A 23778-nucleotide genomic window follows, 5' to 3' on the forward strand; every position below is an offset into this window, starting at 1 on the left:
CATTTTGCGGGGCTTCGCGCCGGGTATGGATCAAAATACCACCTGCTGGCTCATCTTTACGCCGTAAACTTACGGCGCCGTGTGCTCCTCGCTGAGCGTCAGTGTCTCTTCAATCTCTGCCGTGTCCCGCGTCTGGAACGCTTTCGGCGACAGGTAGGTGGTGAGTTCCACTGTGACCATAAACTGCCGTCCGGCGATCTCCTGGCCGTCATACGGCGCCACGCCAAAGCCCGGCCTGACCGCTACAGTATTTGCGCCTTCAGTGAGTACCGCCCCCCGGGAGCCAGTAGCAATCTGCACGGTTCGGTCGTCGATACGGGCATTTTTCACACGCAGGTCGAGCACCCCTCGCTGCCCGAAGCGGAACAGCGTGCTTTTGCGGGCAGGCCCGTCAAAGTAGAGGCGAATTTTCTGCGGCTTATCGCAGAGCACCGTGACGTCAAATGTGCGGGTTTGCGTCGCCAGCCAGTCGTATGAGACTCCCTGCACGTTGGTTTTCCCGGCGCGCATCTCTTCCTGGATAAAACGGCCGTGGTTGATCTGCTGTGTACCGGAGATTATCTGGCATTCATCCGCCGCCACCGCCGCCTGACAAAAGAGCAGCAGCGCAGCGGAAGCGGTCATTTTGCTTAACGCGGAAAGAATTTTCATTGCCGGGCACTCCCTGTTGTGGCGACGCATTTTCCTGTCACTTCCTCGTAGAATTTATTGGGATCTGCCTCAGGCAGCGTAAACAGCAGCCGGCAGCGCCCGTCATCCACCCGCGCATAAAGAGTCTGGCTGGCGGAGATATCGTTTATAAACACCATGCCGTTTTCCGGCGCGCTGGTCAGATATTCCCCCCGCTCGCTGAGAATGGAGGTGCCCTGCGGCAGCGGCTGACCGTTTTCCAGGGTGATATGCAACAGCACCCGACGATAGCTCAGGGTATCGAATTGCCATTTCGCCACCGCCCCATGCGAGGCTTTAAGCACCGCTTTACCGTTTTTCACATCCATATTGCCCGGCAGGCTTTGAGTGTTAAGGTTGAGGGAGCTGGGCTGCCAGGCTGCCAGCGACGGGATCACCGCCTGGCCCCATTTGTCGGTCCACACTGCCCCGCGCGCGGTTTCAATCTCAATACCGGCGACCGGTTTATCGAGAGAAACAATGCCGAAGGTGTCGTCTACCGAATAAGGCGAGAAGGTGACCCCGTGGCTGTGCGCCACTACGCCGCCGCTAATTTGCGCGGAATAGTTGTGGCTATTGTTATTGTCGCCGCCTGCGGCGAGGCTCAGGTTGGTATAGTGGAGGTTGCTGTTCAGCGAGCCGTCCCAGGAGGTGGTGTTATCATCCTGATCCTCCGTCACGCCGAGCGTGTACTGGTTCTCACGATTGAACGAGCCGGACATGCGCGAGCCATAAGAAGCTTCGCCTCCACGTTCACGATACCAGGAGTTTGTCGATACGCCGTGGCCAAGCGGAATGGAGATGCTGGCATAGAACATATCCTCATCCGTATTTTCGTTTTTACTGACGTCCGATTGCCAGTTAACGCTAACCGTACCCCAGCGGAAGGTTTTCGCCCAGGAGCTGATGATACGGCGGCTGTCGTAGTCCGAATCCCTGGTTTTGTTGTTGTAATAGTTAACGGAAAAGTAGCCCAGCGTCTCGTGCGTCCAGTTAATGCCGATGCTGTTGTCATATTTGGTCGTCGAGAAATCATCGTCCTCGTTGTAAAGCTCAGAGAGCTCACGGTAGTGCGGCGAGCCATAGCTGCCCCCGAGCGTAAAGCCCATGTTGTACGGCAGGGCGTAGCTGATATCAAGGGTGGTTTTCGCGCCATCGGTGGCCGACATATTATCGACGGAGCCAAGAAACCCGAGTGAGGTATAGAGATTCTGCACCGGTACGGTATTCAGGTTGCCGGAAAAGCCGTAGTAGTGGTTATCGGCCATCACCATTCCGGCGGCGGTACTGACACGGCGGTTCAACGCCCAGCCGTCGGAGAGGGACATAATCCACGGTTCCTCAAAGCGGGTATTAAGATCTTTCGCCCGGCCAACGGCGAAAGAGAAGCCCACTGGCCGCATGGCGCTGTTGCCGCGAAAGCTGCTGGCGGCAACGGTAAAACGGGACTCGCTACCGTCCGTTTCGGTGACCGTGACGTTCAGATCGGTTGAACCGCTAATCACCGGCACGTCTGACAGGGTGAAAGGCCCGGCGGGGACCAGCGTGGAGTAGATAAGCTGACCGGCCTGGCGGATATCCACCCGCGCCTGCGGGCTACGGGCGATGCCCGAAACATCAATCCCGCTGCCGCTATTTTGCGCCAGCGCGTTGTCAGGCATCATCTGCACGCCGTAGATCGTCGGCAGGCTGAAGCGGCTATTATTAATGTTAATTTCCCCACCCTGCACCATAACGCCATAATCGGCAAAGGTGCGTTGCGCGTAGGTGTAGAGCGAGTCGGACGAGAACGCCTGATGGTTACCGTCGGAGAGCAGTTGAGTGGTACGGAAAATCCAGTCGCCTGCGTTAAACCCCATATCCAGCGTTGCCTGGACATTATCGCTCGCGGTGTCGCTGTAATCATAATGGGTGCCGAATATGGAGTAATTCAGCATCGCGGCGCTGCCGCCGTTAATATCCGAGTAGGTACGGCCACTGTTGGGATCCACGGCCCCGGGTGGCACCACCAGTTCAATGGTTTCGGAATCCGGGTGCAGCGCAACCGTTGCGTTGCGCCAGTATTGAGTTAACTGCGGGCAGGCGTTTCGTTGGGTGGTGTAAAATAACCCCGCGTTGTTGATAAACTCTTTGTCTGCGCAGAGTTCGCCATTCGCATTAAATTTTGCGGCGACAAGGCCTTTCTCTTCCCCGTTTATTTTCAGCGTCACATTATGATAACCCGGCGTAAATCGTGCGCCTGTCGCCAGATAATCGGCAAGTTGTGGGTCCAGGCCATTATTTTTAAGCATTGAGGTGTCAAAAGAGAGACGCGCCAGTTCCATCGTCCCCTCTGACGAATTATTTATCTCGGCACGTACGCTTAATGCAATAAAAATTAAAGGAAACGCCATCAGGCGTGCCTGTTGTGTTGGTGTCAGCATTATATCCCCGGTAAAACCGTTTACCCTGCCCGCGTAATTCATTCTTTTATTTCAACTGGTCGATAAATTTATCTACCTGGTAGCCATAGCGCGTGGCCGGATAAAACTCGACCTGTCTGTCTGCGGCGCTGGCGGGCTGTTTATTTGGCGTGGCAGTAAGCGTTTCTCCGGGCAACAAATAAGTTTTACTTAAATGCTGCGTATTACCCGATGGCAACGTTTTTATTGTCTGCTCTAAACGGACCACATACGGCGTGTCATTTTTCACTACGACATTTCCCCCCTTAACCGACCAGGTTAATAGCCGCCAGGGATCGGCCATCGGTTCTAATCCTGCCGGGTGGATAATGACGGGAATATTTTGAGTGAAGATCATCTTCACTTTATTTTGTTCGATTTGCGGGATCGCCGAAAAAATAATGCGCTTGAAATGCTCCACCTTCATCTTTTGCGGCGTGTCCTGGAGAATAACGCGTACCCGCTGAATCTTTCCGGCTTCAACGCGGACCACCGGCTGGGTAACGATCAGATCGGGTCCGCTGATATCGTCCGGTAGGTTAAAAATTTTGCTGTAAAGCAGCTGCGTCTGATCGTCGGTATTAGTGATATCGATACTGGCACCGTGATCTTCTTCATTGACCAGAAGTAGCGAGGTCTCCGGCACCATACCCGCCGCCGTCGCGCCTGTTGAGCAGAGCAGGCCAATGATTAACGCCAGGCCTTTTAAATTATTTCGCATCCTGATTTCCTTTGTCTGTGCTGAATACCATTCCGCGCAGGAACAACACTCCACCCCTGGATTAATAAAAATCCTGCGCAGAATGGTTTTATTAATTTAATTAGCTAAATAAATTACAGATAAACCAGGTTAATGGAGGTTAAACCATCCAGCGTAATCTGGTCAGTAACGTGCAGCGTTTGCAGATCCTGAATAATCGCTGCAACAGCCACATTAAAAGCCAGGGAGCTTTCAGGTGAAACCTGAGATTCGCCATCTTTTGCGAAAGCGGTAATCTGGGTACCATTATTTTTTAGAGGGTTATACCATTGACCGTCCGGGCTACTAAGCGCTTCAGTCCAGGTTCTGCCATTATCATCACTATAAATCGGATAACGGGTTTCACCCGTGGCGTTTTTTGCCCCATTTGTATTAATACCTAATGCATAAACGCCAATCTGTTTTTGTTCAGCGGTTAAACCCAGGCCGAAAAAGTACCCCACATCATTAGGAAAATCAGTGGTAATAAAACCCCTACTCATCGGTGTGGTAGAGCGAGAGTTAGCGCGCTGATCGGTAAAGGTTATACCGACACGGGTAGGCGCGTCACAGGTAATGGTGACGGGAACCTGTTTTACGTCCTGAAGGGCTGTATCATTAGTCGTGCTCAGCGTAGAAACCAGAATATTGCCGAAATCCACCGTACCGCCGCCCGCGCCAAATGTTGGCGTACAGGATGGCGGAATGATTTTCCCGGTCACCCTCAGATCAATAGAACTTGTCGCCATTGCCGACGAAGCAGCAAAGGCCAGCGCAGTGGTCAGTAGCCCCACCTTAAATAAAGTGCTCATTTTTATTTCCTTTAGTGACTAAATTATCTTTTAAGAAAAAGAGTGTGCTTTGTTTATTTCAATAAATGGAGTGGCCAGTGGAGGCTGGCGCAAAGAAATTATCACCAGCAATAAAGCCAAACAATAAATCAACATAATTTTAAGAATAACGCCCGAAAATTTCCTTATGGGAAATTTCTGGATGATTTAACTCATAAATATTTCAGAGCTGATTTTCGATATTTTATTCTGAACTAATAGCTACACATTATGCTTCTCTATAGAAAAGTCAGAATAACCCCGTTAAATTCATAAACTACGGAAATAGATCGTGCTTTTATCACGCACCAATCGTGCCGGTGAGTGATAATTTCACAACAAAACAACATTCCCCGTCAGGCGGCGCAAAGTATTCGCTCTCCCGTGCGGATAAATGTGATAAAAGTCACGTTTCAGTATTAAGGATGTGAACATTAGTTCACTTTGTTTTAACGCCGTTGGAACACGATTAACGACAATGTGGTATTCTCTGCAAATCCCTCGAGGAAATGAGGGTTTAAACAGATTCTAGCCTTGCGCCCCTCCTCTCGGCGCAAAGAAAAGTTAAAGCAATGTCGACATGAACTAAGGAGCGACCCATGCAGGTCAGCAGAAGGCAGTTCTTTAAGATCTGCGCTGGCGGTATGGCAGGCACCACGGCAGCCGCGCTGGGCTTTGCCCCCGGCGTAGCGCTGGCGGAAACGCGGCAGTATAAACTGCTGCGCACCCGCGAAACCCGTAATACCTGTACGTACTGCTCCGTCGGCTGCGGGCTATTGATGTATAGCCTCGGCGACGGCGCGAAAAACGCCAAAGCATCCATCTTCCATATCGAAGGGGACCCGGATCACCCGGTTAACCGTGGCGCGCTCTGCCCGAAAGGGGCCGGTCTGGTGGACTTTATCCACTCGGAAAGCCGCCTGAAATTCCCGGAATACCGTGCGCCAGGCTCGGATAAATGGCAGCAGATCGGCTGGGAAGAGGCGTTTGAGCGCATCGCTAAGCTGATGAAAGAAGATCGCGATGCCAACTTTATTGCGAAGAATGCCGAAGGCACCACTGTTAACCGCTGGCTCTCCACCGGTATGCTTTGCGCCTCGGCATCCAGTAACGAAACCGGCTATTTAACCCAGAAATTCACCCGCGCGCTCGGTATGCTCGCGGTCGACAACCAGGCGCGTGTCTGACACGGACCAACGGTAGCAAGTCTTGCTCCAACATTTGGTCGCGGTGCGATGACCAACCACTGGGTCGACATCAAGAACGCCAACCTTATTGTGGTGATGGGCGGTAACGCCGCTGAAGCTCACCCGGTCGGGTTCCGCTGGGCGATGGAAGCCAAAATTCACAACGGCGCGAAGCTGATTGTGATCGATCCCCGCTTTACGCGTACAGCGTCAGTGGCGGATTTCTACACCCCTATTCGTTCAGGTACTGACATCACTTTCCTGTCAGGCGTATTGCTGTACCTGATGACCAACGAAAAATACAACCGCGAGTACACCGAAGCCTATACCAACGCCAGCCTGATCGTGCGTGAGGATTACCACTTCGAAGATGGCCTCTTTAGCGGTTATGACGCCGAAAAACGCAGGTACGACAAAACCAGCTGGAACTATGAGCTGGACGAAAACGGCTTTGCGAAACGCGATACCACGCTGCAACATCCGCGCTGTGTCTGGAACCTGCTGAAAGAGCACGTTTCCCGCTATACGCCGGAGGTTGTCGAAAATATCTGTGGGACGCCGAAGGCGGACTTCCTGAAGGTGTGCGAGCTGATCGCGGAAACCAGCGCGAAAGATAAAACCGCGTCGTTCCTCTACGCGCTCGGCTGGACACAGCACTCTATCGGCGCGCAGAACATCCGCACCATGGCGATGGTGCAGCTGCTCCTCGGCAACATGGGGATGGCTGGCGGCGGCGTTAACGCCCTGCGCGGTCACTCCAATATTCAGGGTCTGACCGATCTCGGCCTGCTCTCCCAGAGCCTGCCGGGTTACCTGACGCTGCCAAACGACAAGCAGACCGATCTGCAGAGCTATCTGACGGTCAATACGCCGCACCCGCTGCTGGAAGGCCAGGTCAACTACTGGGGCAACTATCCGAAGTTCTTCGTCTCCCTGATGAAAGCTTTCTTCGGCGACAAAGCGACAGCGGAGAACAGCTGGGGCTTTGACTGGCTGCCGAAGTGGGACAAAGGCTACGACGTACTTCAGTACTTCGAGATGATGAACCAGGGCCAGGTAAACGGCTATCTCTGCCAGGGCTTTAACCCGGTGGCGTCGTTCCCCAACAAGCACAAGGTGGTTGAATCGCTGTCGAAACTGAAGTTCCTGGTGACGATTGATCCGCTCAATACCGAAACCTCGACCTTCTGGCAGAACCACGGCGAATCGAACGATGTCGATCCGTCGAAGATTCAGACCGAAGTGTTCCGTCTGCCCTCCACCTGCTTCGCCGAAGAGAACGGTTCTATCGTTAACTCCGGCCGCTGGCTGCAGTGGCACTGGAAAGGGGCGGACGCCCCCGGTATCGCCATGAACGACGGCGAGATCCTGGCCGGTATCTTCTTACGCCTGCGTAAGATGTACGCCTCCGAAGGCGGCGCGAACCCGGAACCGGTGCTCAATATGACCTGGAACTATTCGACGCCGCATAATCCGCTGCCGGAAGAGGTGGCGATGGAGAGCAACGGCAAGGCGCTGGCGGATATTGTCGATCCGAAAACCGGGGAAGTGCTGGCGAAGAAAGGCGATCAGTTAAGCAGCTTCGGCCTGCTGCGCGATGACGGCACCACCTCCAGCGGCTGCTGGATCTTCTCCGGTAGCTGGACGACAAAAGGCAACCAGATGGCCAACCGCGATAACGCCGACCCGTCGGGCCTCGGCAATACGCTCGGCTGGGCATGGGCGTGGCCGTTGAACCGTCGCATCCTCTATAACCGCGCCTCCGCCGACCCGCAGGGTAAACCGTGGGATCCGAATCGTCAGCTGCTGCAGTGGGACGGGGCCAAATGGGGCGGCGTGGATATTCCGGACTACAGCACCGCCGCGCCGGGCAGCAACGTCGGGCCGTTTATCATGCAGCCTGAAGGGATGGGTCGTCTCTTTGCGCTGGATAAGATGGCGGAAGGGCCGTTCCCGGAACACTACGAGCCGTTTGAGACGCCGCTGGGGACGAACCCGCTGCACCCGAACGTTATCTCCAACCCCGCCGCCCGTATCTTTAAAAGCGATTTCGAGGCGCTGGGTAAAAAAGATAAGTTCCCGTATGTCGGCACTACTTACCGTCTGACCGAGCACTTCCACTACTGGACCAAGCACGCGCTGCTGAACGCCATCGCGCAGCCGGAACAGTTTGTGGAGATTGGCGAGAAGCTGGCGAACAAGCTCGGCATCGTCCAGGGCGATACCGTCAAAGTCTCCTCCAACCGTGGCTATATTAAGGCCAAGGCGGTGGTGACTAAGCGCATTCGCACGCTGAACGTCCACGGTCAGCAGGTGGATACCATCGGCATCCCGATTCACTGGGGCTATGAGGGCGTGGCGAAGAAAGGGTTTATCGCGAATACCCTGACGCCATTCGTCGGCGATGCGAATACGCAGACGCCGGAGTTCAAGGCCTTCCTCGTGAACGTAGAAAAGGTGTAACGGAGACGACCTATGGCTTATCAATCGCAAGACATCATTCGTCGTTCCGCGACTAACGGCTTCACCCCCGCGCCTCAGGCGCGGGACCACCAGCAGGAGGTGGCGAAGCTTATCGACGTCACCACCTGTATCGGCTGTAAAGCCTGCCAGGTGGCCTGTTCCGAGTGGAACGACATCCGTGATGAAGTGGGGCATAACGTCGGGGTCTATGATAACCCGGCGGATCTCACCGCCAAATCCTGGACGGTGATGCGCTTCTCGGAAGTGGAGCAGAACGACAAACTGGAGTGGCTAATCCGCAAGGATGGCTGTATGCACTGTGCCGATCCGGGCTGCTTGAAGGCCTGCCCGGCGGAAGGGGCAATCATTCAGTACGCCAACGGCATCGTCGACTTCCAGTCCGAGCAGTGCATCGGCTGCGGCTATTGCATAGCGGGCTGTCCATTCGACGTGCCACGCCTCAACCCGGAAGACAACCGCGTCTATAAATGCACGCTCTGCGTCGACCGCGTGGTCGTGGGCCAGGAGCCCGCCTGCGTCAAAACCTGTCCGACCGGCGCCATTCACTTTGGCACCAAGGATGAGATGAAAACGCTGGCCGCCGATCGCGTGGGTGAGCTGAAAACCCGCGGTTATGAGAACGCAGGCCTGTACGATCCGGCGGGCGTAGGGGGTACGCACGTGATGTATGTGCTGCACCATGCCGACAAACCGAATCTCTATCACGGCCTGCCGGAGAACCCGGAGATCAGCGAAACCGTCAAATTCTGGAAAGGGATCTGGAAACCGCTGGCCGCCGTTGGCTTTGCGGCCACCTTCGCAGCGAGCATCTTCCACTACGTGGGTGTCGGTCCGAACCGCGCGGAAGAGGAAGAGGACAACCTGCATGAAGAGAAAGACGAGGTGCGCAAATGAGAAGACGTGACACCATCGTGCGCTACACGGCGCCGGAACGCATTAACCACTGGATCACCGCCTTCTGCTTCTTGCTGGCGGCGATAAGCGGGCTGGGCTTTTTCTTCCCGTCCTTTAACTGGCTGATGCATATTCTCGGTACGCCGCAGCTGGCGCGCATCCTCCACCCGTTTGTAGGGGTGGTGATGTTCGCCTCGTTCATCATCATGTTTTTCCGTTACTGGCACCATAACCTAATCAATCGGGATGATATCTTTTGGGCGAAGAATATTCGTAAGATCGTCGTCAACGAGGAAGTGGGTGATACCGGGCGCTATAACTTCGGTCAGAAATGCGTTTTCTGGGCGGCGATTATCCTGCTGGTGCTGTTGCTGGCGAGCGGCGTGGTCATCTGGCGTCCGTACTTTGCGCCTGCTTTCTCAATCCCGGTGATCCGATTTGCGTTAATGCTGCATTCATTTGCCGCAGTGGCGCTAATTGTGGTTATCATGGTGCATATTTACGCCGCCCTTTGGGTAAAAGGCACCATTACCGCGATGGTGGAAGGATGGGTTACCAAAACGTGGGCAAGAAAACATCACCCGCGCTGGTACCGTGAAGTTCGCCAGAAACAGGAAAAATCATCTGAATGAGTATTCGCATAATCCCGCAAGATGAGCTGGGTTCGAGCGAGAAACGCACGGCGGAATATATTCCGCCGTTATTGTTCCCCCGGCTCAAACACCTCTATAACCGCCGCGCCGAACGTCTGCGCGAACTGGCTGAGAGCAACCCGCTGGGCGATTTCCTGCGCTTTGCCGCGCTAATCGCCCACGCGCAGGAAGTGGTGCTGTATGACCATCCGCTGGAGATGGACCTGACCGCCCGCCTGAAAGAGGCGAACGCGCAGGGCAAGCCGCCGCTGGATATCCACACGCTGCCGCGCGATAAGCACTGGCACAAGCTGCTGCATTCGCTGATTGCTGAGCTAAAGCCAGAGATGAGCGGTCCGGCGCTGGCGGTGATCGAGAATCTGGAAAAAGCCTCTGACCAGGAGCTGGAGGAGATGGCGAGCGCGCTGTTTGCCTCTGACTTTGCCTCCGTCAGCAGCGACAAAGCCCCGTTCATCTGGGCCGCCCTGTCACTCTACTGGGCGCAGATGGCGAGCCTGATCCCGGGTAAAGCGCGCGCCGAATATGGTGAAGCGCGCCAGTTCTGCCCGGTCTGCGGCTCGATGCCGGTCTCCAGTATGGTGCAGATTGGCACCACCCAGGGGCTGCGCTACCTGCACTGCAACCTGTGCGAAACCGAGTGGCACGTGGTGCGTGTGAAGTGCAGCAACTGCGAGCAAACCCGCGATCTCAACTACTGGTCGCTGGAAAACGAAGCCGCGGCGGTGAAAGCCGAAAGCTGCGGCGACTGCGGCACCTACCTGAAGATCCTCTATCAGGAAAAGGACCCGAAAGTCGAAGCGGTCGCAGACGATCTCGCCACGCTGGTGCTGGACGCACGCATGGAGCAGGAGGGCTTTGCCCGCAGCTCTATCAACCCGTTCCTGTTCCCGGGTGAAGGGGAGTAAATTCCTGTGACAGTGCCGGGCGGCGCAAGCTTGCCCGGCCTACAGCTGATAGGGTGAAATGACCCCATCAATTCCCGCAAAGTCTTTTGTATTGCGTGAGAACAGCGAACAATTTCTGCTCCGGGCAGTTGCCAGAATAATGGCATCCGGCAATTTCATTCCGTGTGCCTCGCGGAGCAATACGCTTCGTTCAGCAATATCGCGCGACACATCAATAATCTCAAAAGCGCCCAACACTGCCGCCGTTTTCGCTTCATGACCATATTTACGCGCGCCCACCATCACTTCCATCCAGGTAATTAAGCTAATGGCGCGATGCGATGCTGCGTTTTCAATCGCACTGGCAGCCTCAAGGCGGTTATTGAAAAGATCGATAAGGATATTGGTGTCGAACACTGCCATGTGTTCCATGATTACCACTCCTCACGCAGCTTACGCTCATACTCCAGCCCATCTTCCTGCTGGTTTCCCCACAGACCAAGCGCATCACGGATAACCGAAGAACTCTGCTGATCGAGATATTGTTCTATTGCTTCCCGAAGCAATTCGGCACGCGGCTGGTTCCGCAACTGTTTAAGGTTATCCAGCCGTTGAATGACGTCATCAGATAAATCGATCAGTATTCTGCCCATATCAAGATTCGCCAAAAGAGACATATATCACCTTAGTATATCATCGACGGTTGATTTTTAGGCAACATACTCTTTAACAGTTTCGCGGGAAAGCAAATTCTCAAGGTAAAAGTACCTTTTGCGAGCCGCTTCCAGAATATTATTCCTCCTCGTTCCCGCCCTCTTCATACGCGCCGTAGGGCTTCGCGGGCAGAACGATATAGATCCCTTCAAAGACCGCGCCGGGCGCGTCGTCGCCAAAGAGCTCCACCTGCATTTGCACGCGCGCCTTACGGCCGCGGGCAAGACGGTCAAGGTCGCCGCTGAGCGAGCCGAGATCGGCCACCGCGCTCGGTTTGCCGCTGATGGGGTTGCTATAACGGATATGGGCATCGGCCAGAATAATGGTGCCGCCGAGGTGGCGCTCGCGCAGCATCAGCCAGATCAGCCCCCAGCCGGTGAGCGTCGCCAGGGAAAAGAGGCTGCCGGCAAAGAGGGTGTGGTGCGGGTTCTGATTGCCCGCCTCCGGCATGGTGGTGATAAATTTCTGCCCGGTATATTGCTGGATACGCACGCCCATCTTTTCACTGAGGGGAATATGCTGATACCAGGCCTGCTGGAGCTGACCACACCAGTCGGCGCGGTGGAGAATGTCATCCAGGGTGGCGATAGGCTTGATCATCAGAAAGTGGCGAATCGGCGTGGTTTGCGGAGCGGTAATCTCCCCCTGATTCACAAAACCGAGTTTGGCGAAAAACTCCACCGCATCTTCGCGGGCGCTACAGGTGACGCGCTTGACCCCTTCCTGACGGGCGACCGACTCCAGGGTCATCGCCATCAGCGTGCCCAGCCCTTTATCCTGCACCTCCGGATGCACGGCCATAAAGCGGATGGAGGCCTCGTTGTCAGCGTTAATATATAACCGCCCCACCGCCACCAGGTTGCCCTCTTCGTCCATCACCATCTGGTGATGCGCCATGGCATCCCAGGCGTCGCGTTCAGAGCCCTTCGGCTGATGCAGCGGCTTACGTAACATCTCCCAGCGGAACTGGTAATACAGAGCTAACTCTTCTTCAGTTTGCGGTACTCGAAGGTGATACATGGCAGTGTTCTCTCTTGTTGTCCGCGGCCATACCGGAAGGCCACTCATACCTGAAGCCAGAAGGTGACAGGCCCGTCGTTCACCAGCGAAACCTGCATATCCGCCGCGAATCGTCCGGTTTGCGTGTTGATTGCCTGCTGACGGCAACGCTCGACAAAGTATTCATACAGCGCTTCGGCGCGATCCGGCGTGGCCCCTTTAGAAAAAGAGGGACGCATGCCGCGTTCTGTATCTGCCGCCAGCGTAAATTGCGACACCACCAGCACGCTGCCGCCCGCCTGCTGAACGTTAAGATTCATCTTGCCATCGGCGTCGCTGAAAATACGGTAACCCAGCACGCGCTCGCACAGGCGGTTGGCCTTCTGTTCATCGTCCTCTTTTTCGACACCTAACAACACCAAAAGTCCTGGGCCGATTTCACCCGTCACCTCTCCCTCCACGGTGACGCTGGCACGGGTTACGCGCTGAATTAATGCAATCATAGTTTGTCTGCTTCTTGTCTTTTTTCAGCTTCTGCTGCTTGTTTGAGTTCGCGGTAGACCCCGAGAGTGACAGTTATTTCCGCGCCAAGCAAGACGATGCACCAGGTCCAGTAGACCCAGACAAACAAAATCGGCACGACCGCCAGTACGCCGTAGATCAGCTGATAGGAAGGGAACATGGTGATGTAAAGCGCAAACCCTTTTTTGCCCAACTCAAAGAGCATGGCCGCTACCAACGCCCCCACCACGGCATCCCGGTTGGGTACCCGCGTGGTGGGCACGACGCTATAGAGTAGCCAGAAGGTAAGCCAGGAGAGGATCAGCGGGAAGAGGCGCAGCACGTTGTCGATAACGGTATTAAGCTCGCTGGCCCAGCGCAGAGAGAGCAGATAGGAGCTGATCGCCAGGCTTGCCCCCGCGAGCAGCGGCCCGAGCGTCAGAATCATCCAGTAGACCGCGAAGGAGTAGACTTTTGGCCGCGTTTTTTTGCTGCGCCAGATGGTGTTGAGGGCACTGTCGATGGCATACATCAGCAGCAGTGCGGTGACAATCAGGCCACACGCCCCCACCGCCGTCATTTTGCTGGAGTTCGCAACAAACTGCTCAATGTAGCGCTGAATGATATCGCCCGTGGCGGGCATAAAGTTAGCAAAAACAAAGTGGCGAAGCTGGAGGCTGACTTCAGAAAACATCGGGAACGCGGCGAACAGGGCAAAGATCACCGCTACCAGCGGCACCAGCGAGAGCAACGACACGTAAGCGAGATTTCCCGCCAGCGTGGTCATGTTGTCTTCGTCAATGCGATGCCAGAGTAGCTTCAGCCACGCCCGTAGCGGACGAGTATGGTGCGTGGCTTTTTGATGAACGGTTTTTAGCATAGCTGCTTCGCAAAGTAGTTCGGTATCGTCTCTTTTCCGGTCACCAGAATTGAGGTGATACCCACCTGGTTAGCCCCTTCTATATTATCGGCGTTGTCGTCAAAAAAGACCGCATCGGCGGCGCTGAAACCCTCTTCCTGTAATACGGCCTGGTAGATACGCGCTTCCGGCTTACGCATCCCCATCTCCTGAGAGAGATAAATTTTATCCGCGGCGGCTTTGATTTCCGGATATTCGTCCGGCCAGAAGGTGGTGTGCAGACGGTTGGTATTGGAGAGCACCACCACGCGATGCCCCTGCTCGCGCAGTTTATGCATAATCGCGATGACCTCCGGGCGAAGCGCCACAAATACCGCCTGCCAGCCGTGGGAAAACTGCTCGTAGCTCAGAGGGAGATCCATTTCATGGCAGAGCTTCTCGGCAAAGCATTCATCGTCGATCTCACCCCGCTCATGCTGATGAAACGCCTCGCCCATGGTGAATTTCTGCCTGAGCGTCGCCAGCGGAACACGGCTGAAATTGCTCCATGCGCCTAACACCCGATTAAAATCGATATCGACGATTACGTTTCCTAAGTCAAAGATATAAAGCATGTTTATCTCCTTCTGCGCCGTGGAGAAATAACTGTAGCGGGAAAGCCAGGCTTTGGCTATGCGCCGGTTCGCACTTAAAAAAGGCGGGTCAAGACGACGGGTGAACGGCCAAAACAGGCGCGAGAGGAATAATTTGGCGAAAAAAAGCCGCTGAAATCAGCGGCTTTTTATTTGCACCGGTAGCGCGGACGCTTTCCAGGCTTACGGATGGAACGAATTACTCTTCTTTCGCACCGCGGTTTGCGCGTTTACGATCGTTCTCGGTCAGGTGACGCTTACGGATACGGATAGAGAGCGGAGTCACTTCTACCAGTTCGTCGTCATCGATAAACTCCAGAGCCTGCTCCAGGGTCATCTTGATCGGCGGAACCAGAACCGTCGCTTCGTCCGTACCGGACGCACGCATGTTGGTCAGTTTCTTACCGGTCAGGCAGTTAACGGTCAGGTCGTTAGAACGGCTGTGAATACCGATGATCTGGCCTTCATAGACTTCCGCGCCGTGACCGAGGAACAGCTTACCGCGATCCTGCAGGCCGAACAGGGCGAACGCAACCGCTTTACCCTGACCGTTGGAGATCAGCACGCCGTTGTTACGCTGGCCCACTTCGCCCGGACGAATGTCGTCGTAGTGGCTGAAGGTGGAGTAGAGCAGACCGGTACCGGAGGTCATGGTCATGAACTCGGAACGGAAGCCGATCAGGCCACGGCTTGGGATCACGTAGTCGAGACGTACGCGGCCTTTGCCGTCCGGATTCATGTTTTTCAGGTCGCCTTTACGCTCACCCAGTGCCTGCATGACAGAACCCTGGTGCTGCTCTTCAACGTCCAGCGTCACGTTCTCGAACGGCTCTTGTTTACGGCCATCGATTTCACGGAAGATAACTTTCGGACGGGATACCGCCAGCTCGAAACCTTCACGACGCATGTTTTCGATAAGAACAGACAGGTGCAGTTCGCCACGGCCAGATACGCGGAACGCATCGGCGTCTTCAGTCTCTTCCACGCGCAGCGCCACGTTGTGCACCAGCTCTTTGTTCAGACGGTCAAGGATCTGACGTGAAGTCACGAACTTACCTTCTTTACCACAGAACGGCGAGGTGTTGACGTTGAAGAACATGGAGACGGTCGGCTCATCAACAGACAGAGCAGGCAGCGCTTCAACCGCCTGCGGATCGCAGATGGTGTCGGAGATGTTCAGCTCGCCCAGACCGGTGATAGCGATGATGTCGCCCGCTTCAGCGAGATCGGCATCAATACGCTCCAGACCCAGGTGGCCCAGCACTTTACCCACTTTACCGTTGCGGGTTTTGCCTTCGCTATCGATGATAGTGACCTGCTGGTTCGGCTTCACTTTGCCGCGTTTGATACGGCCGATGCCGATAACGCCAACATAGTTGTTGTAGTCCAGCTGAGAAATCTGCATCTGGAACGGACCGTCCAGATCTACGTCCGGCGCCGGCACGTGGTCGACAATCGCCTGATACAGCGGGGTCATATCTTCCGCCATATCTTCATGATCCAGACCCGCGATACCGTTCAGCGCAGAGGCGTAAACGATCGGGAAGTCCAGCTGTTCGTCGGTGGCGTCGAGGTTAACGAACAGGTCGAATACCTGATCGACAACCCAGTCAGGACGCGCGCCAGGACGGTCAACCTTGTTGATAACCACGATAGGCTTCAGGCCATGGGCAAATGCTTTTTTGGTCACGAAGCGCGTCTGCGGCATCGGGCCGTCAAACGCATCAACCACCAGCAGCACGGAATCCACCATGGACATCACGCGCTCAACTTCACCACCGAAGTCGGCGTGCCCCGGGGTATCAACGATGTTGATACGATAATCATTCCATTTGATCGCGGTGTTTTTTGCGAGGATGGTAATCCCACGCTCTTTCTCCAAATCGTTGGAGTCCATCACACGCTCTTGTGTTTCAGCACGCTCGTCGAACGTACCGGATTGCTGCAGCAGCTTGTCAACCAGGGTCGTTTTACCATGGTCAACGTGCGCAATGATGGCGATGTTACGCAATTTTTCGATCACAACTTTGCCTCAGGCATTAGAAATAGCGCGTTATTGTACACGTATTAATCGAAGGACTAAACAGGATCACAAACATCCTCCGCAAACAAGTATTGCAGAGTTGCACTGTGATCGCTTTCACGCAGCGTAAAAAGGGCACTTTAACGAAAATTGCACCAATATGGTGCTCAACGCTCATGTTGAGGCACTATATTGGTGCAACATAACCATCGTGGTGCAGCACTTTTGCACTATGGCGTGCATGATAACGCCTTTTTGGGGTGTTTTAAAAGTTGGCACAGATTTCGCTTTATAAAAATTATGGCACGACCGCCAGCAATACGCTGATTAGATGACCTCGTTACCACGACGACAATGACCATTCTGGAGAGTAAGTATGTCCGCTGAACACGTTTTGACGATGCTGAATGAACACGAAGTGAAGTTTGTCGATCTTCGCTTCACCGACACCAAAGGTAAAGAACAGCACGTCACGATTCCTGCTCATCAGGTAAACGCCGAGTTCTTTGAAGAAGGCAAAATGTTTGACGGCTCCTCCATCGGCGGCTGGAAAGGCATTAACGAATCTGACATGGTTCTGATGCCGGACGCCTCCACCGCGGTCATCGATCCGTTCTACGCTGACTCTACCCTGATCATCCGCTGCGATATCCTGGAGCCGGGCACCCTGCAGGGCTACGACCGCGATCCGCGTTCCATCGCCAAGCGCGCTGAAGAGTACCTGCGCTCTACCGGCATCGCCGATACCGTTCTGTTCGGGCCAGAGCCAGAGTTCTTCCTGTTTGATGACATCCGTTTCGGCGCGTCTATTTCCGGTTCTCACGTGGCGATCGACGACATCGAAGGCGCATGGAACTCCTCCACCAAATACGAAGGCGGCAACAAAGGCCACCGCCCGGCGGTGAAAGGCGGTTACTTCCCGGTTCCGCCGGTAGACTCTTCCCAGGACATCCGTTCTGAAATGTGTTCCGTCATGGAGCAGATGGGTCTGGTTGTTGAAGCGCACCACCACGAAGTGGCAACCGCTGGTCAAAACGAAGTGGCAACCCGCTTCAACACCATGACCAAAAAAGCGGACGAAATTCAGATCTACAAATATGTGGTTCACAACGTCGCGCACCGCTTCGGCAAAACCGCAACCTTTATGCCAAAACCGATGTTCGGTGATAACGGCTCCGGTATGCACTGCCACATGTCCCTGTCGAAGAATGGCACCAACCTCTTCTCTGGCGACAAATATGCGGGTCTGTCCGAGCAGGCGCTCTACTATATCGGCGGCGTGATTAAGCACGCGAAAGCGATCAACGCCCTGGCGAACCCGACCACCAACTCCTACAAGCGTCTGGTCCCGGGTTACGAAGCGCCGGTTATGCTGGCTTACTCCGCCCGTAACCGTTCCGCCTCTATCCGTATTCCGGTTGTCGCGTCCCCGAAAGCGCGTCGTATCGAAGTGCGCTTCCCGGACCCGGCGGCTAACCCGTACCTCTGCTTCGCCGCGCTGCTGATGGCTGGCCTTGACGGTATTAAGAACAAGATCCACCCGGGCGAAGCGATGGATAAGAACCTGTACGACCTGCCGCCGGAAGAGGCGAAAGAGATCCCACAGGTTGCCGGTTCTCTGGAAGAAGCGCTGAACGAGCTGGATCTGGACCGCGAGTTCCTGACCGCTGGCGGCGTGTTCACCGACGAAGCGATTGATGCCTACATCGCGCTGCGCCGCGAAGAGAACGACCGCGTTCGCATGACGCCGCACCCGGTTGAGTTTGAGCTGTACTACAGCGTTTAATTGATTTGTTTTACCCGGCGCGTCAGCGTCGGGAGTAGTTGCCGTGGAAACTTTAGCCCATCCCAGGATGGGCTTTTTTCTCCGCCAACACCCTAATCCTGCGCGCTTTGGCACATCAAAAAGCTATAATGCACTAAAATAGTGCAACCACTCCAGGAGACTGCTAAATGGCAACTGGCGAGCTGCCCGATGCTGGGCAGATCCTTAATTCTTTAATTAACAGTATTCTGTTGGTCGACGACGAGCTGGCGGTGCATTACGCCAACCCGGCGGCGCAACAGCTGCTGGCGCAAAGCTCGCGTAAACTTTTCGGCACCCCATTGCCGGAACTGCTGAGCTATTTTTCTCTCAATATCAGCCTGATGCAGGAGAGTCTGCTGGCGGGCCAGGGCTTTACCGATAACGAAGTGACGCTGGTAATCGACGGCCGCTCGCATATTCTGTCACTCACGGCGCAGAGGCTGCCGGACGGGCTGATTCTGCTGGAGATGGCGCCGATGGATAACCAGCGCCGCCTCAGCCAGGAGCAGCTCCAGCACGCACAGCAGATTGCGGCGCGCGATCTGGTGCGCGGCCTGGCCCATGAGATCAAAAATCCGCTGGGCGGCCTGCGCGGCGCGGCGCAGCTGTTAACGAAAGCGCTGCCGGACCCGATGCTCGCGGAGTACACCAACGTCATCATTGAGCAGGCCGATCGCCTGCGCAACCTGGTGGACAGGCTGCTTGGCCCTCAGCATCCCGGTATGCACGTGACGGAAAGCATTCATAAAGTGGCGGAGCGCGTGGTGAAGCTGGTTTCGCTGGAGCTGCCGCCCAACGTTCGCCTGGTGCGCGATTACGATCCGAGCCTGCCGGAGCTGCCGCACGACCCGGATCAAATTGAACAGGTACTGCTGAATATCGTCCGTAACGCCTTCCAGGCGCTGGGGCCGGAGGGGGGCGAAATCATCCTGCGCACCCGCACCGCTTTCCAGCTGACGCTGCACGGTGTTCGCTACCGCCTGGCGGCACGGATTGACGTCGAGGATAACGGTCCCGGCATACCGCCTCATCTTCAGGACACGCTTTTCTATCCAATGGTGAGCGGCCGTGAAGGAGGGACCGGGCTTGGGCTTTCTATCGCCCGCAGCCTTATCGATCAGCACTCCGGCAAAATTGAATTTAACAGCTGGCCAGGTCATACCGAATTTTCGGTCTATCTGCCCATCAAAAAATAAAGGTGACGACGATGCAACGAGGGATAGTCTGGGTAGTCGATGATGATAGCTCTATCCGCTGGGTGCTTGAACGCGCGCTCACCGGGGCAGGGCTTAGCTGCGTGTCGTTTGAAAGCGGCAGCGAGGTGCTTGATGCGCTCACCACCAAAACACCGGACGTACTGCTCTCAGATATTCGTATGCCGGGGATGGACGGTCTGGCGCTGTTAAAACAGATTAAGCAGCGACACCCTATGCTGCCGGTCATCATCATGACCGCCCATTCCGATCTGGATGCGGCGGTAAGCGCCTATCAGCAGGGAGCGTTTGATTACCTGCCCAAGCCGTTTGATATCGACGAAGCGGTGGCGCTGGTCGAGCGCGCCATCAGCCATTACCAGGAGCAGCAGCAGCCGCGTCATGCCCCCGAATTTGGCCCGACAACCGATATTATTGGCGAAGCACCCGCCATGCAGGATGTGTTTCGCATTATTGGCCGGCTGTCACGCTCGTCCATCAGCGTGCTGATTAACGGCGAATCCGGTACCGGGAAAGAGCTGGTCGCCCATGCCCTGCACCGCCACAGCCCGCGGGCGAAAGCCCCTTTTATCGCCCTGAATATGGCGGCCATCCCGAAAGATCTTATCGAGTCGGAGCTGTTCGGCCATGAGAAAGGGGCGTTTACCGGCGCAAACACTATCCGTCAGGGCCGCTTCGAGCAGGCTGACGGCGGGACGCTGTTTCTGGATGAAATCGGTGATATGCCGCTGGATGTGCAGACCCGTCTGCTGCGCGTGCTGGCCGATGGCCAGTTCTACCGCGTCGGCGGCTATGCCCCGGTAAAGGTGGATGTGCGGATTATCGCCGCCACGCACCAGAATCTGGAGCGCCGTGTGCAGGAGGGGCAATTTCGCGAGGATCTCTTCCATCGCCTGAACGTCATCCGCGTACATCTGCCGCCGCTGCGTGAGCGTCGGGAGGATATCCCCCGCCTGGCCCGCCATTTCCTGCAGATTGCCGCCCGCGAGCTGGGCGTGGAGGCTAAGCAGCTTCACCCGGAAACGGACGCCGCGCTGACGCGTCTGGCCTGGCCGGGCAACGTGCGCCAGCTGGAAAATACCTGCCGCTGGCTGACGGTCATGGCCGCGGGCCAGGAGGTGCTTATTCAGGATCTTCCGGCCGAACTGTTTGAGGCGACCGTTCCGGAAAGCACCACCGGCCAGACCCTGCCGGACAGCTGGGCGACCCTGCTGGCGCAGTGGGCCGATCGGGCGCTGCGTTCCGGTCATCAAAATCTCCTTTCCGAGGCGCAGCCCGAAATGGAGCGCACGCTGCTGACCACCGCCCTTCGCCATACCCAGGGACATAAACAGGAGGCGGCCCGCCTGCTGGGTTGGGGGCGAAACACCCTGACACGCAAGCTGAAAGAGCTGGGAATGGAGTAACGCGCAGTCGTAATGTAAAGATGAATAATTGAGCGCAAAGTGACGTTATTTTGCGCTTTACTGTTCCGATGAGTTTTGTATGATCGTGCCCGGAAATTTGGGGGGGACCATCATGCTGGAATCATTAATGACTTTGCTTTCGAGCGGAGCTGCGGAAAGCCACACGCCGCAAACCGCCGTCGCTGCGGTACTGTGTGCGGCGCTGGTTGGGCTGTTTAGCTAGCACGTTGTCGATGAAAAGCCGGGCGGCAACTTCGCCTTACCCGGCCTACAAAATCTCAAATGTAGGCCGGGTAAGCGAAGCGCCACCCGGCGATGCGTCTTAAATCACGCGCGAAAATTGCTGCAGACGCGCCTTCTGGCGCAGATATGCGTCGAAACACATGCAGATATTACGAATCAACAACCGTCCCTTCGGCGTCACCTCGATACTGCTTTCCGCGATCTCCACCAGCCCGTCTTTTGCCAGCGGCGCGAGCAGCGCCAGGTCCTCTGCAAAATAGGCTTTAAAGTTCAGATCCCACTGCGTTTCCGTTGCGGCAAAATCGAGACGGAAATTACAGATCAGCGCCTTAATCACATCACGACGAATGCAGTCGTCGCGGGTTAATGCGATGCCGCGCCACAGCGCGTTGCCGGTTTCGTCTACCTGCTGATAGTAGAGCTTCAGCTCTTTCTGGTTCTGCGCGTAGCAGTCGCCAAGCATGCTAATGGCCGATACGCCCATGCCCAGCAGATCGGTATCCCCTTGGGTGGTGTAGCCCTGGAAGTTACGATGCAGCACCCCTTCCCGCTGGGCGACAGCCAGCTCGTTATCCGGGCGGGCAAAGTGATCCATGCCGATAAACTGATAGCCCGCCCCGGTCAGCGAGGCGATGGTCTGCTGCAAAATATCAAGCTTCTGCTGAGCGGAAGGCAGATCGGCATCCTTAATTTTACGCTGCGCCGCAAAGAGCGTCGGCAGATGCGCGTAATTAAAGACGCTCAGGCGATCCGGGTTAAGCTCAGCCACGCGCTGGAGCGTAAAGGCAAAGCTCTCCGGCGTCTGTTTCGGCAGGCCATAAATCAGGTCGATGTTGGTGGAGGTAAAACCAATTTCGCGGGCATGGTTGAGTAAGGCAAAGATAAACTCTTCATCCTGCTCGCGATTGACCAGCCGCTGCACCTCTTTATTGAAATCCTGCACGCCCATGCTCAGGCGGTTAAAGCCTTCGGCGCGTAAGTGATCCAGTACATCCAGCTCGATTTCACGCGGATCGACCTCGATCGAGATCTCCGCGTCGTCGTTAAAACGGAAATGCTGGCGCAACAGCCCCATCAGGCGGCTGATCTGCGCTTTGTTCAGATAGGTGGGCGTGCCGCCGCCCCAGTGGAGCTGGCTGACCTGCCGTCCGGCGAACAGCGGCGCGCGATGGCGAATCTCCTGCTCCAGCGCATCAAGATACTGATCGGCCTTGTGCTGCTGCCGGGTGACAATTTTATTGCAGCCGCAAAAGTAGCAGAGCTTATGGCAGAACGGGATGTGGACGTAGAGAGAGAGCGGGCGCTCAGGGTAGCGCCCCACCGCCTGCTGAAACTCAGCCTCGCCGAAGGATTCGTTAAACTCCAGCGCGGTGGGATAGGACGTATAACGCGGCCCGGAATAGTTATATTTCTGGATAAGGGCCAGATCCCAGTCGATGGTTGGTACAGACATGCTCACTCCTTCCGTTGGTGTCGCGTTCGTATACGGCGGCCCGTTCTGGCCCCATTGCGGGCCATCATCCGGGTGCGCAGCCACTTCTGTCGCCGCGACAACCGCCGTAGTTTAACGAATAACCACACCAGATAACATATAACCGGAAGGGTTATAAGCAGGACCAAAGTACCTGCCGGGTGCAAATGTTAGTTTCCACCCTTCAGAAGACGCATCATATCTTCCTGCTTGTCGTCTTCCTCTTCTTCCTCTTCATCGTCATAAGAGAGGCCGAGCTTCTGCATCAGCTCGTCGATGCGGTCCAGTTTGGCATCGACCCAGGTCTGCTCTTCGGCGGTCAGGGTTTCGCCCTCTTCCAGACGCTCCAGCAGCGCATCCAGGCGCTCATCGTTCTCCAGCATTTCCAGCTCATCCTGCGGTGAAAGCATAGGTTTCTCGCTCTTTGGTTTGTGCTGCTTTGTTACCGGGGTGTCAGTCACGCCCAGCGGAACCGGTTTTTTACTGCCGATACGCGGATCTTTATTTTTGTTGTTTTGCGCAGAGGAGCCAGATGCACCGCCTCCGGTTGCACGACTGCCCGCAGCGTGACCGCGGTGCTTCTTCGCACGTTTGCGGTCGCGTGCTTCCTGGTTTATTTCTTCACGCGATTTGCGGCGCGCTTTTGCAGGGCGTTTTGCAGCCGGTGCGGAGGTCGGTTTTTTCATAATCTTTATCTTTAAGCCGTTTTCTTCAGTATAGAATTGCGGCGAAATCTAGCAGAAAGCAAGCAAAGAAAAAAGGCGACAGAGCAATCTGTCGCCTTTTTTCCTGACTCATAACCCTGAACGGGTCTTATCGTCCTTGTTTGCCTACAACCGACCCTGGCTATCCTTTGGCTGCTACCGTCCCTGATACGGTTCCTTTTCCCTTTTAAACGCCTCCTGGCGCTATCATCCTGACAATCCTGAGTCTTCGCCTCCTGGCGTTCCTGACCCTTGTCCTTAAGTCGTAATCCTGTCAGCGTCCTCGCTATAAACATTACTTTACCTTACTTCGCATAACTAACAAGGCTCTGTGCGATGCAGAAATGGATTTTAAGAATATTACTTAATATTAAGTTATTGTTTATTAATGATTTGCTATTTTGTTCACCTGAAGCGTCTCTTC

21 protein-coding genes and 1 pseudogene are annotated in these 23778 nt (G+C 55.4%); 8 read left to right on the forward strand and 14 right to left on the reverse strand.

Annotated elements, in window-relative coordinates:
* Positions 1-69 precede the first annotated feature (69 nt).
* From BN3796_RS00380 to BN3796_RS00395, 4 genes are all read right to left on the reverse strand, one after another.
* The gene (locus BN3796_RS00380; RefSeq protein ID WP_061706494.1) at positions 70-651 is read right to left on the reverse strand and encodes a DUF1120 domain-containing protein; all 582 of its coding nucleotides are present in this window, start codon (positions 649-651) and stop codon (positions 70-72) included.
* Complete coding sequence (locus BN3796_RS00385) at positions 648-3092, reverse strand: fimbrial biogenesis usher protein (RefSeq protein WP_061706522.1); 2445 nt, start codon at positions 3090-3092, stop codon at positions 648-650. The genes BN3796_RS00380 and BN3796_RS00385 overlap by 4 nt, the downstream gene beginning before the upstream one ends.
* Positions 3093-3138: 46 nt before the next feature.
* Complete coding sequence (locus tag BN3796_RS00390; RefSeq protein ID WP_061706495.1) at positions 3139-3831, reverse strand: fimbria/pilus chaperone family protein; 693 nt, start codon at positions 3829-3831, stop codon at positions 3139-3141.
* Between the two features lie 113 nt (positions 3832-3944).
* Entirely contained in the window at positions 3945-4661 is a 717-nt protein-coding gene (locus BN3796_RS00395; RefSeq protein WP_061706496.1) for a DUF1120 domain-containing protein, read from the reverse strand.
* A gap of 617 nt (positions 4662-5278) precedes the next feature.
* Between BN3796_RS00395 and fdnG the strand changes: the two genes are divergently transcribed.
* Genes fdnG through fdhE form a run of 4 tightly spaced genes read left to right on the forward strand, consistent with a single transcriptional unit; the run spans position 5279 to position 10802 of the window.
* Positions 5279-8329: a formate dehydrogenase-N subunit alpha gene (fdnG, locus tag BN3796_RS00405; RefSeq protein WP_148381710.1), complete on the forward strand. Its 3051-nt coding sequence runs from the start codon at positions 5279-5281 to the stop codon at positions 8327-8329.
* A 12-nt stretch (positions 8330-8341) separates the two neighbouring features.
* The gene (fdxH, locus tag BN3796_RS00410) at positions 8342-9244 is read left to right on the forward strand and encodes a formate dehydrogenase subunit beta (RefSeq protein WP_061706499.1); all 903 of its coding nucleotides are present in this window, start codon (positions 8342-8344) and stop codon (positions 9242-9244) included.
* Complete coding sequence (gene fdoI, locus BN3796_RS00415) at positions 9241-9876, forward strand: formate dehydrogenase cytochrome b556 subunit (RefSeq protein WP_061706500.1); 636 nt, start codon at positions 9241-9243, stop codon at positions 9874-9876. Before fdxH ends, fdoI begins: the two co-directional genes overlap by 4 nt.
* A complete protein-coding gene (gene fdhE, locus BN3796_RS00420; RefSeq protein WP_061706501.1) occupies positions 9873-10802 on the forward strand; it encodes a formate dehydrogenase accessory protein FdhE in 930 nt (309 codons plus the stop codon). The genes fdoI and fdhE overlap by 4 nt, the downstream gene beginning before the upstream one ends.
* A gap of 39 nt (positions 10803-10841) precedes the next feature.
* Here the strand turns inward: fdhE and BN3796_RS00425 are convergent, their stop codons facing one another.
* From BN3796_RS00425 to typA, 7 genes are all read right to left on the reverse strand, one after another.
* Complete coding sequence (locus tag BN3796_RS00425; RefSeq protein WP_081430619.1) at positions 10842-11213, reverse strand: type II toxin-antitoxin system VapC family toxin; 372 nt, start codon at positions 11211-11213, stop codon at positions 10842-10844.
* Positions 11214-11215: 2 nt separating this feature from the next.
* Complete coding sequence (locus tag BN3796_RS00430) at positions 11216-11458, reverse strand: ribbon-helix-helix protein, CopG family (RefSeq protein WP_061706502.1); 243 nt, start codon at positions 11456-11458, stop codon at positions 11216-11218.
* Positions 11459-11573: 115 nt separating this feature from the next.
* Positions 11574-12515, reverse strand: a complete 942-nt coding sequence (gene fabY / locus BN3796_RS00435; RefSeq protein ID WP_061706503.1) for a fatty acid biosynthesis protein FabY — start codon at positions 12513-12515, stop codon at positions 11574-11576.
* 44 nt (positions 12516-12559) lie between these two features.
* The gene (gene dtd / locus BN3796_RS00440; RefSeq protein ID WP_061706504.1) at positions 12560-12997 is read right to left on the reverse strand and encodes a D-aminoacyl-tRNA deacylase; all 438 of its coding nucleotides are present in this window, start codon (positions 12995-12997) and stop codon (positions 12560-12562) included.
* Positions 12994-13875, reverse strand: a complete 882-nt coding sequence (locus BN3796_RS00445; protein ID WP_061706505.1) for a virulence factor BrkB family protein — start codon at positions 13873-13875, stop codon at positions 12994-12996. Before BN3796_RS00445 ends, dtd begins: the two co-directional genes overlap by 4 nt.
* Positions 13869-14468 carry a glucose-1-phosphatase gene (yihX, locus tag BN3796_RS00450; protein WP_061706506.1) on the reverse strand — a complete coding sequence of 200 codons (600 nt, stop codon included), beginning with the start codon at positions 14466-14468 and terminating at the stop codon, positions 13869-13871. Before yihX ends, BN3796_RS00445 begins: the two co-directional genes overlap by 7 nt.
* Positions 14469-14685: 217 nt before the next feature.
* Positions 14686-16509 (reverse strand): ribosome-dependent GTPase TypA, encoded by a 1824-nt coding sequence (gene typA, locus BN3796_RS00455; RefSeq protein WP_061706507.1) that lies wholly within the window; start codon positions 16507-16509, stop codon positions 14686-14688.
* A gap of 376 nt (positions 16510-16885) precedes the next feature.
* Between typA and glnA the strand changes: the two genes are divergently transcribed.
* The 4 genes from glnA (at position 16886) to BN3796_RS20620 (ending at position 21159) form a co-directional block, all read left to right on the forward strand.
* Positions 16886-18295 carry a glutamate--ammonia ligase gene (glnA, locus tag BN3796_RS00460; RefSeq protein ID WP_061706508.1) on the forward strand — a complete coding sequence of 470 codons (1410 nt, stop codon included), beginning with the start codon at positions 16886-16888 and terminating at the stop codon, positions 18293-18295.
* Positions 18296-18462: 167 nt separating this feature from the next.
* Positions 18463-19512 (forward strand): nitrogen regulation protein NR(II), encoded by a 1050-nt coding sequence (gene glnL / locus BN3796_RS00465; protein WP_061706509.1) that lies wholly within the window; start codon positions 18463-18465, stop codon positions 19510-19512.
* An 11-nt stretch (positions 19513-19523) separates the two neighbouring features.
* The gene (gene glnG, locus BN3796_RS00470) at positions 19524-20936 is read left to right on the forward strand and encodes a nitrogen regulation protein NR(I) (RefSeq protein ID WP_061706510.1); all 1413 of its coding nucleotides are present in this window, start codon (positions 19524-19526) and stop codon (positions 20934-20936) included.
* A gap of 112 nt (positions 20937-21048) precedes the next feature.
* Positions 21049-21159, forward strand: a complete 111-nt coding sequence (locus tag BN3796_RS20620; RefSeq protein WP_061706524.1) for a YshB family small membrane protein — start codon at positions 21049-21051, stop codon at positions 21157-21159.
* 99 nt (positions 21160-21258) lie between these two features.
* Here BN3796_RS20620 and hemN read toward each other — a convergent pair whose 3' ends face one another.
* The 3 genes and pseudogenes from hemN to BN3796_RS21130 form a co-directional block, all read right to left on the reverse strand.
* On the reverse strand, positions 21259-22632 hold the full coding sequence (gene hemN, locus BN3796_RS00480; RefSeq protein WP_061706511.1) for an oxygen-independent coproporphyrinogen III oxidase: 1374 nt from the start codon (positions 22630-22632) through the stop codon (positions 21259-21261).
* A gap of 188 nt (positions 22633-22820) precedes the next feature.
* The gene (gene yihI / locus BN3796_RS00485) at positions 22821-23336 is read right to left on the reverse strand and encodes a Der GTPase-activating protein YihI (protein ID WP_061706512.1); all 516 of its coding nucleotides are present in this window, start codon (positions 23334-23336) and stop codon (positions 22821-22823) included.
* A gap of 185 nt (positions 23337-23521) precedes the next feature.
* A pseudogene (locus BN3796_RS21130) lies at positions 23522-23650 on the reverse strand (hypothetical protein); the annotation flags it as partial.
* Positions 23651-23778 lie beyond the last annotated feature (128 nt).

Source organism: Pseudenterobacter timonensis, from assembly GCF_900021175.1.
Classification (GTDB): domain Bacteria; phylum Pseudomonadota; class Gammaproteobacteria; order Enterobacterales; family Enterobacteriaceae; genus Enterobacter; species Enterobacter timonensis.

Coding starts and splice junctions, on each gene's coding strand:
- BN3796_RS00380 (WP_061706494.1), bottom strand. CDS start 651: ATGAAAATTCTTTCCGCGTTAAGCAAAATGACCGCTTCCGCTGCGCTG.
- BN3796_RS00385 (WP_061706522.1), bottom strand. CDS start 3,092: ATGCTGACACCAACACAACAGGCACGCCTGATGGCGTTTCCTTTAATT.
- BN3796_RS00390 (WP_061706495.1), bottom strand. CDS start 3,831: ATGCGAAATAATTTAAAAGGCCTGGCGTTAATCATTGGCCTGCTCTGC.
- BN3796_RS00395 (WP_061706496.1), bottom strand. CDS start 4,661: ATGAGCACTTTATTTAAGGTGGGGCTACTGACCACTGCGCTGGCCTTT.
- fdxH (WP_061706499.1), top strand. CDS start 8,342: ATGGCTTATCAATCGCAAGACATCATTCGTCGTTCCGCGACTAACGGC.
- fdoI (WP_061706500.1), top strand. CDS start 9,241: ATGAGAAGACGTGACACCATCGTGCGCTACACGGCGCCGGAACGCATT.
- fdhE (WP_061706501.1), top strand. CDS start 9,873: ATGAGTATTCGCATAATCCCGCAAGATGAGCTGGGTTCGAGCGAGAAA.
- BN3796_RS00425 (WP_081430619.1), bottom strand. CDS start 11,213: ATGGAACACATGGCAGTGTTCGACACCAATATCCTTATCGATCTTTTC.
- BN3796_RS00430 (WP_061706502.1), bottom strand. CDS start 11,458: ATGTCTCTTTTGGCGAATCTTGATATGGGCAGAATACTGATCGATTTA.
- fabY (WP_061706503.1), bottom strand. CDS start 12,515: ATGTATCACCTTCGAGTACCGCAAACTGAAGAAGAGTTAGCTCTGTAT.
- dtd (WP_061706504.1), bottom strand. CDS start 12,997: ATGATTGCATTAATTCAGCGCGTAACCCGTGCCAGCGTCACCGTGGAG.
- BN3796_RS00445 (WP_061706505.1), bottom strand. CDS start 13,875: ATGCTAAAAACCGTTCATCAAAAAGCCACGCACCATACTCGTCCGCTA.
- yihX (WP_061706506.1), bottom strand. CDS start 14,468: ATGCTTTATATCTTTGACTTAGGAAACGTAATCGTCGATATCGATTTT.
- glnA (WP_061706508.1), top strand. CDS start 16,886: ATGTCCGCTGAACACGTTTTGACGATGCTGAATGAACACGAAGTGAAG.
- glnL (WP_061706509.1), top strand. CDS start 18,463: ATGGCAACTGGCGAGCTGCCCGATGCTGGGCAGATCCTTAATTCTTTA.
- glnG (WP_061706510.1), top strand. CDS start 19,524: ATGCAACGAGGGATAGTCTGGGTAGTCGATGATGATAGCTCTATCCGC.
- BN3796_RS20620 (WP_061706524.1), top strand. CDS start 21,049: ATGCTGGAATCATTAATGACTTTGCTTTCGAGCGGAGCTGCGGAAAGC.
- hemN (WP_061706511.1), bottom strand. CDS start 22,632: ATGTCTGTACCAACCATCGACTGGGATCTGGCCCTTATCCAGAAATAT.
- yihI (WP_061706512.1), bottom strand. CDS start 23,336: ATGAAAAAACCGACCTCCGCACCGGCTGCAAAACGCCCTGCAAAAGCG.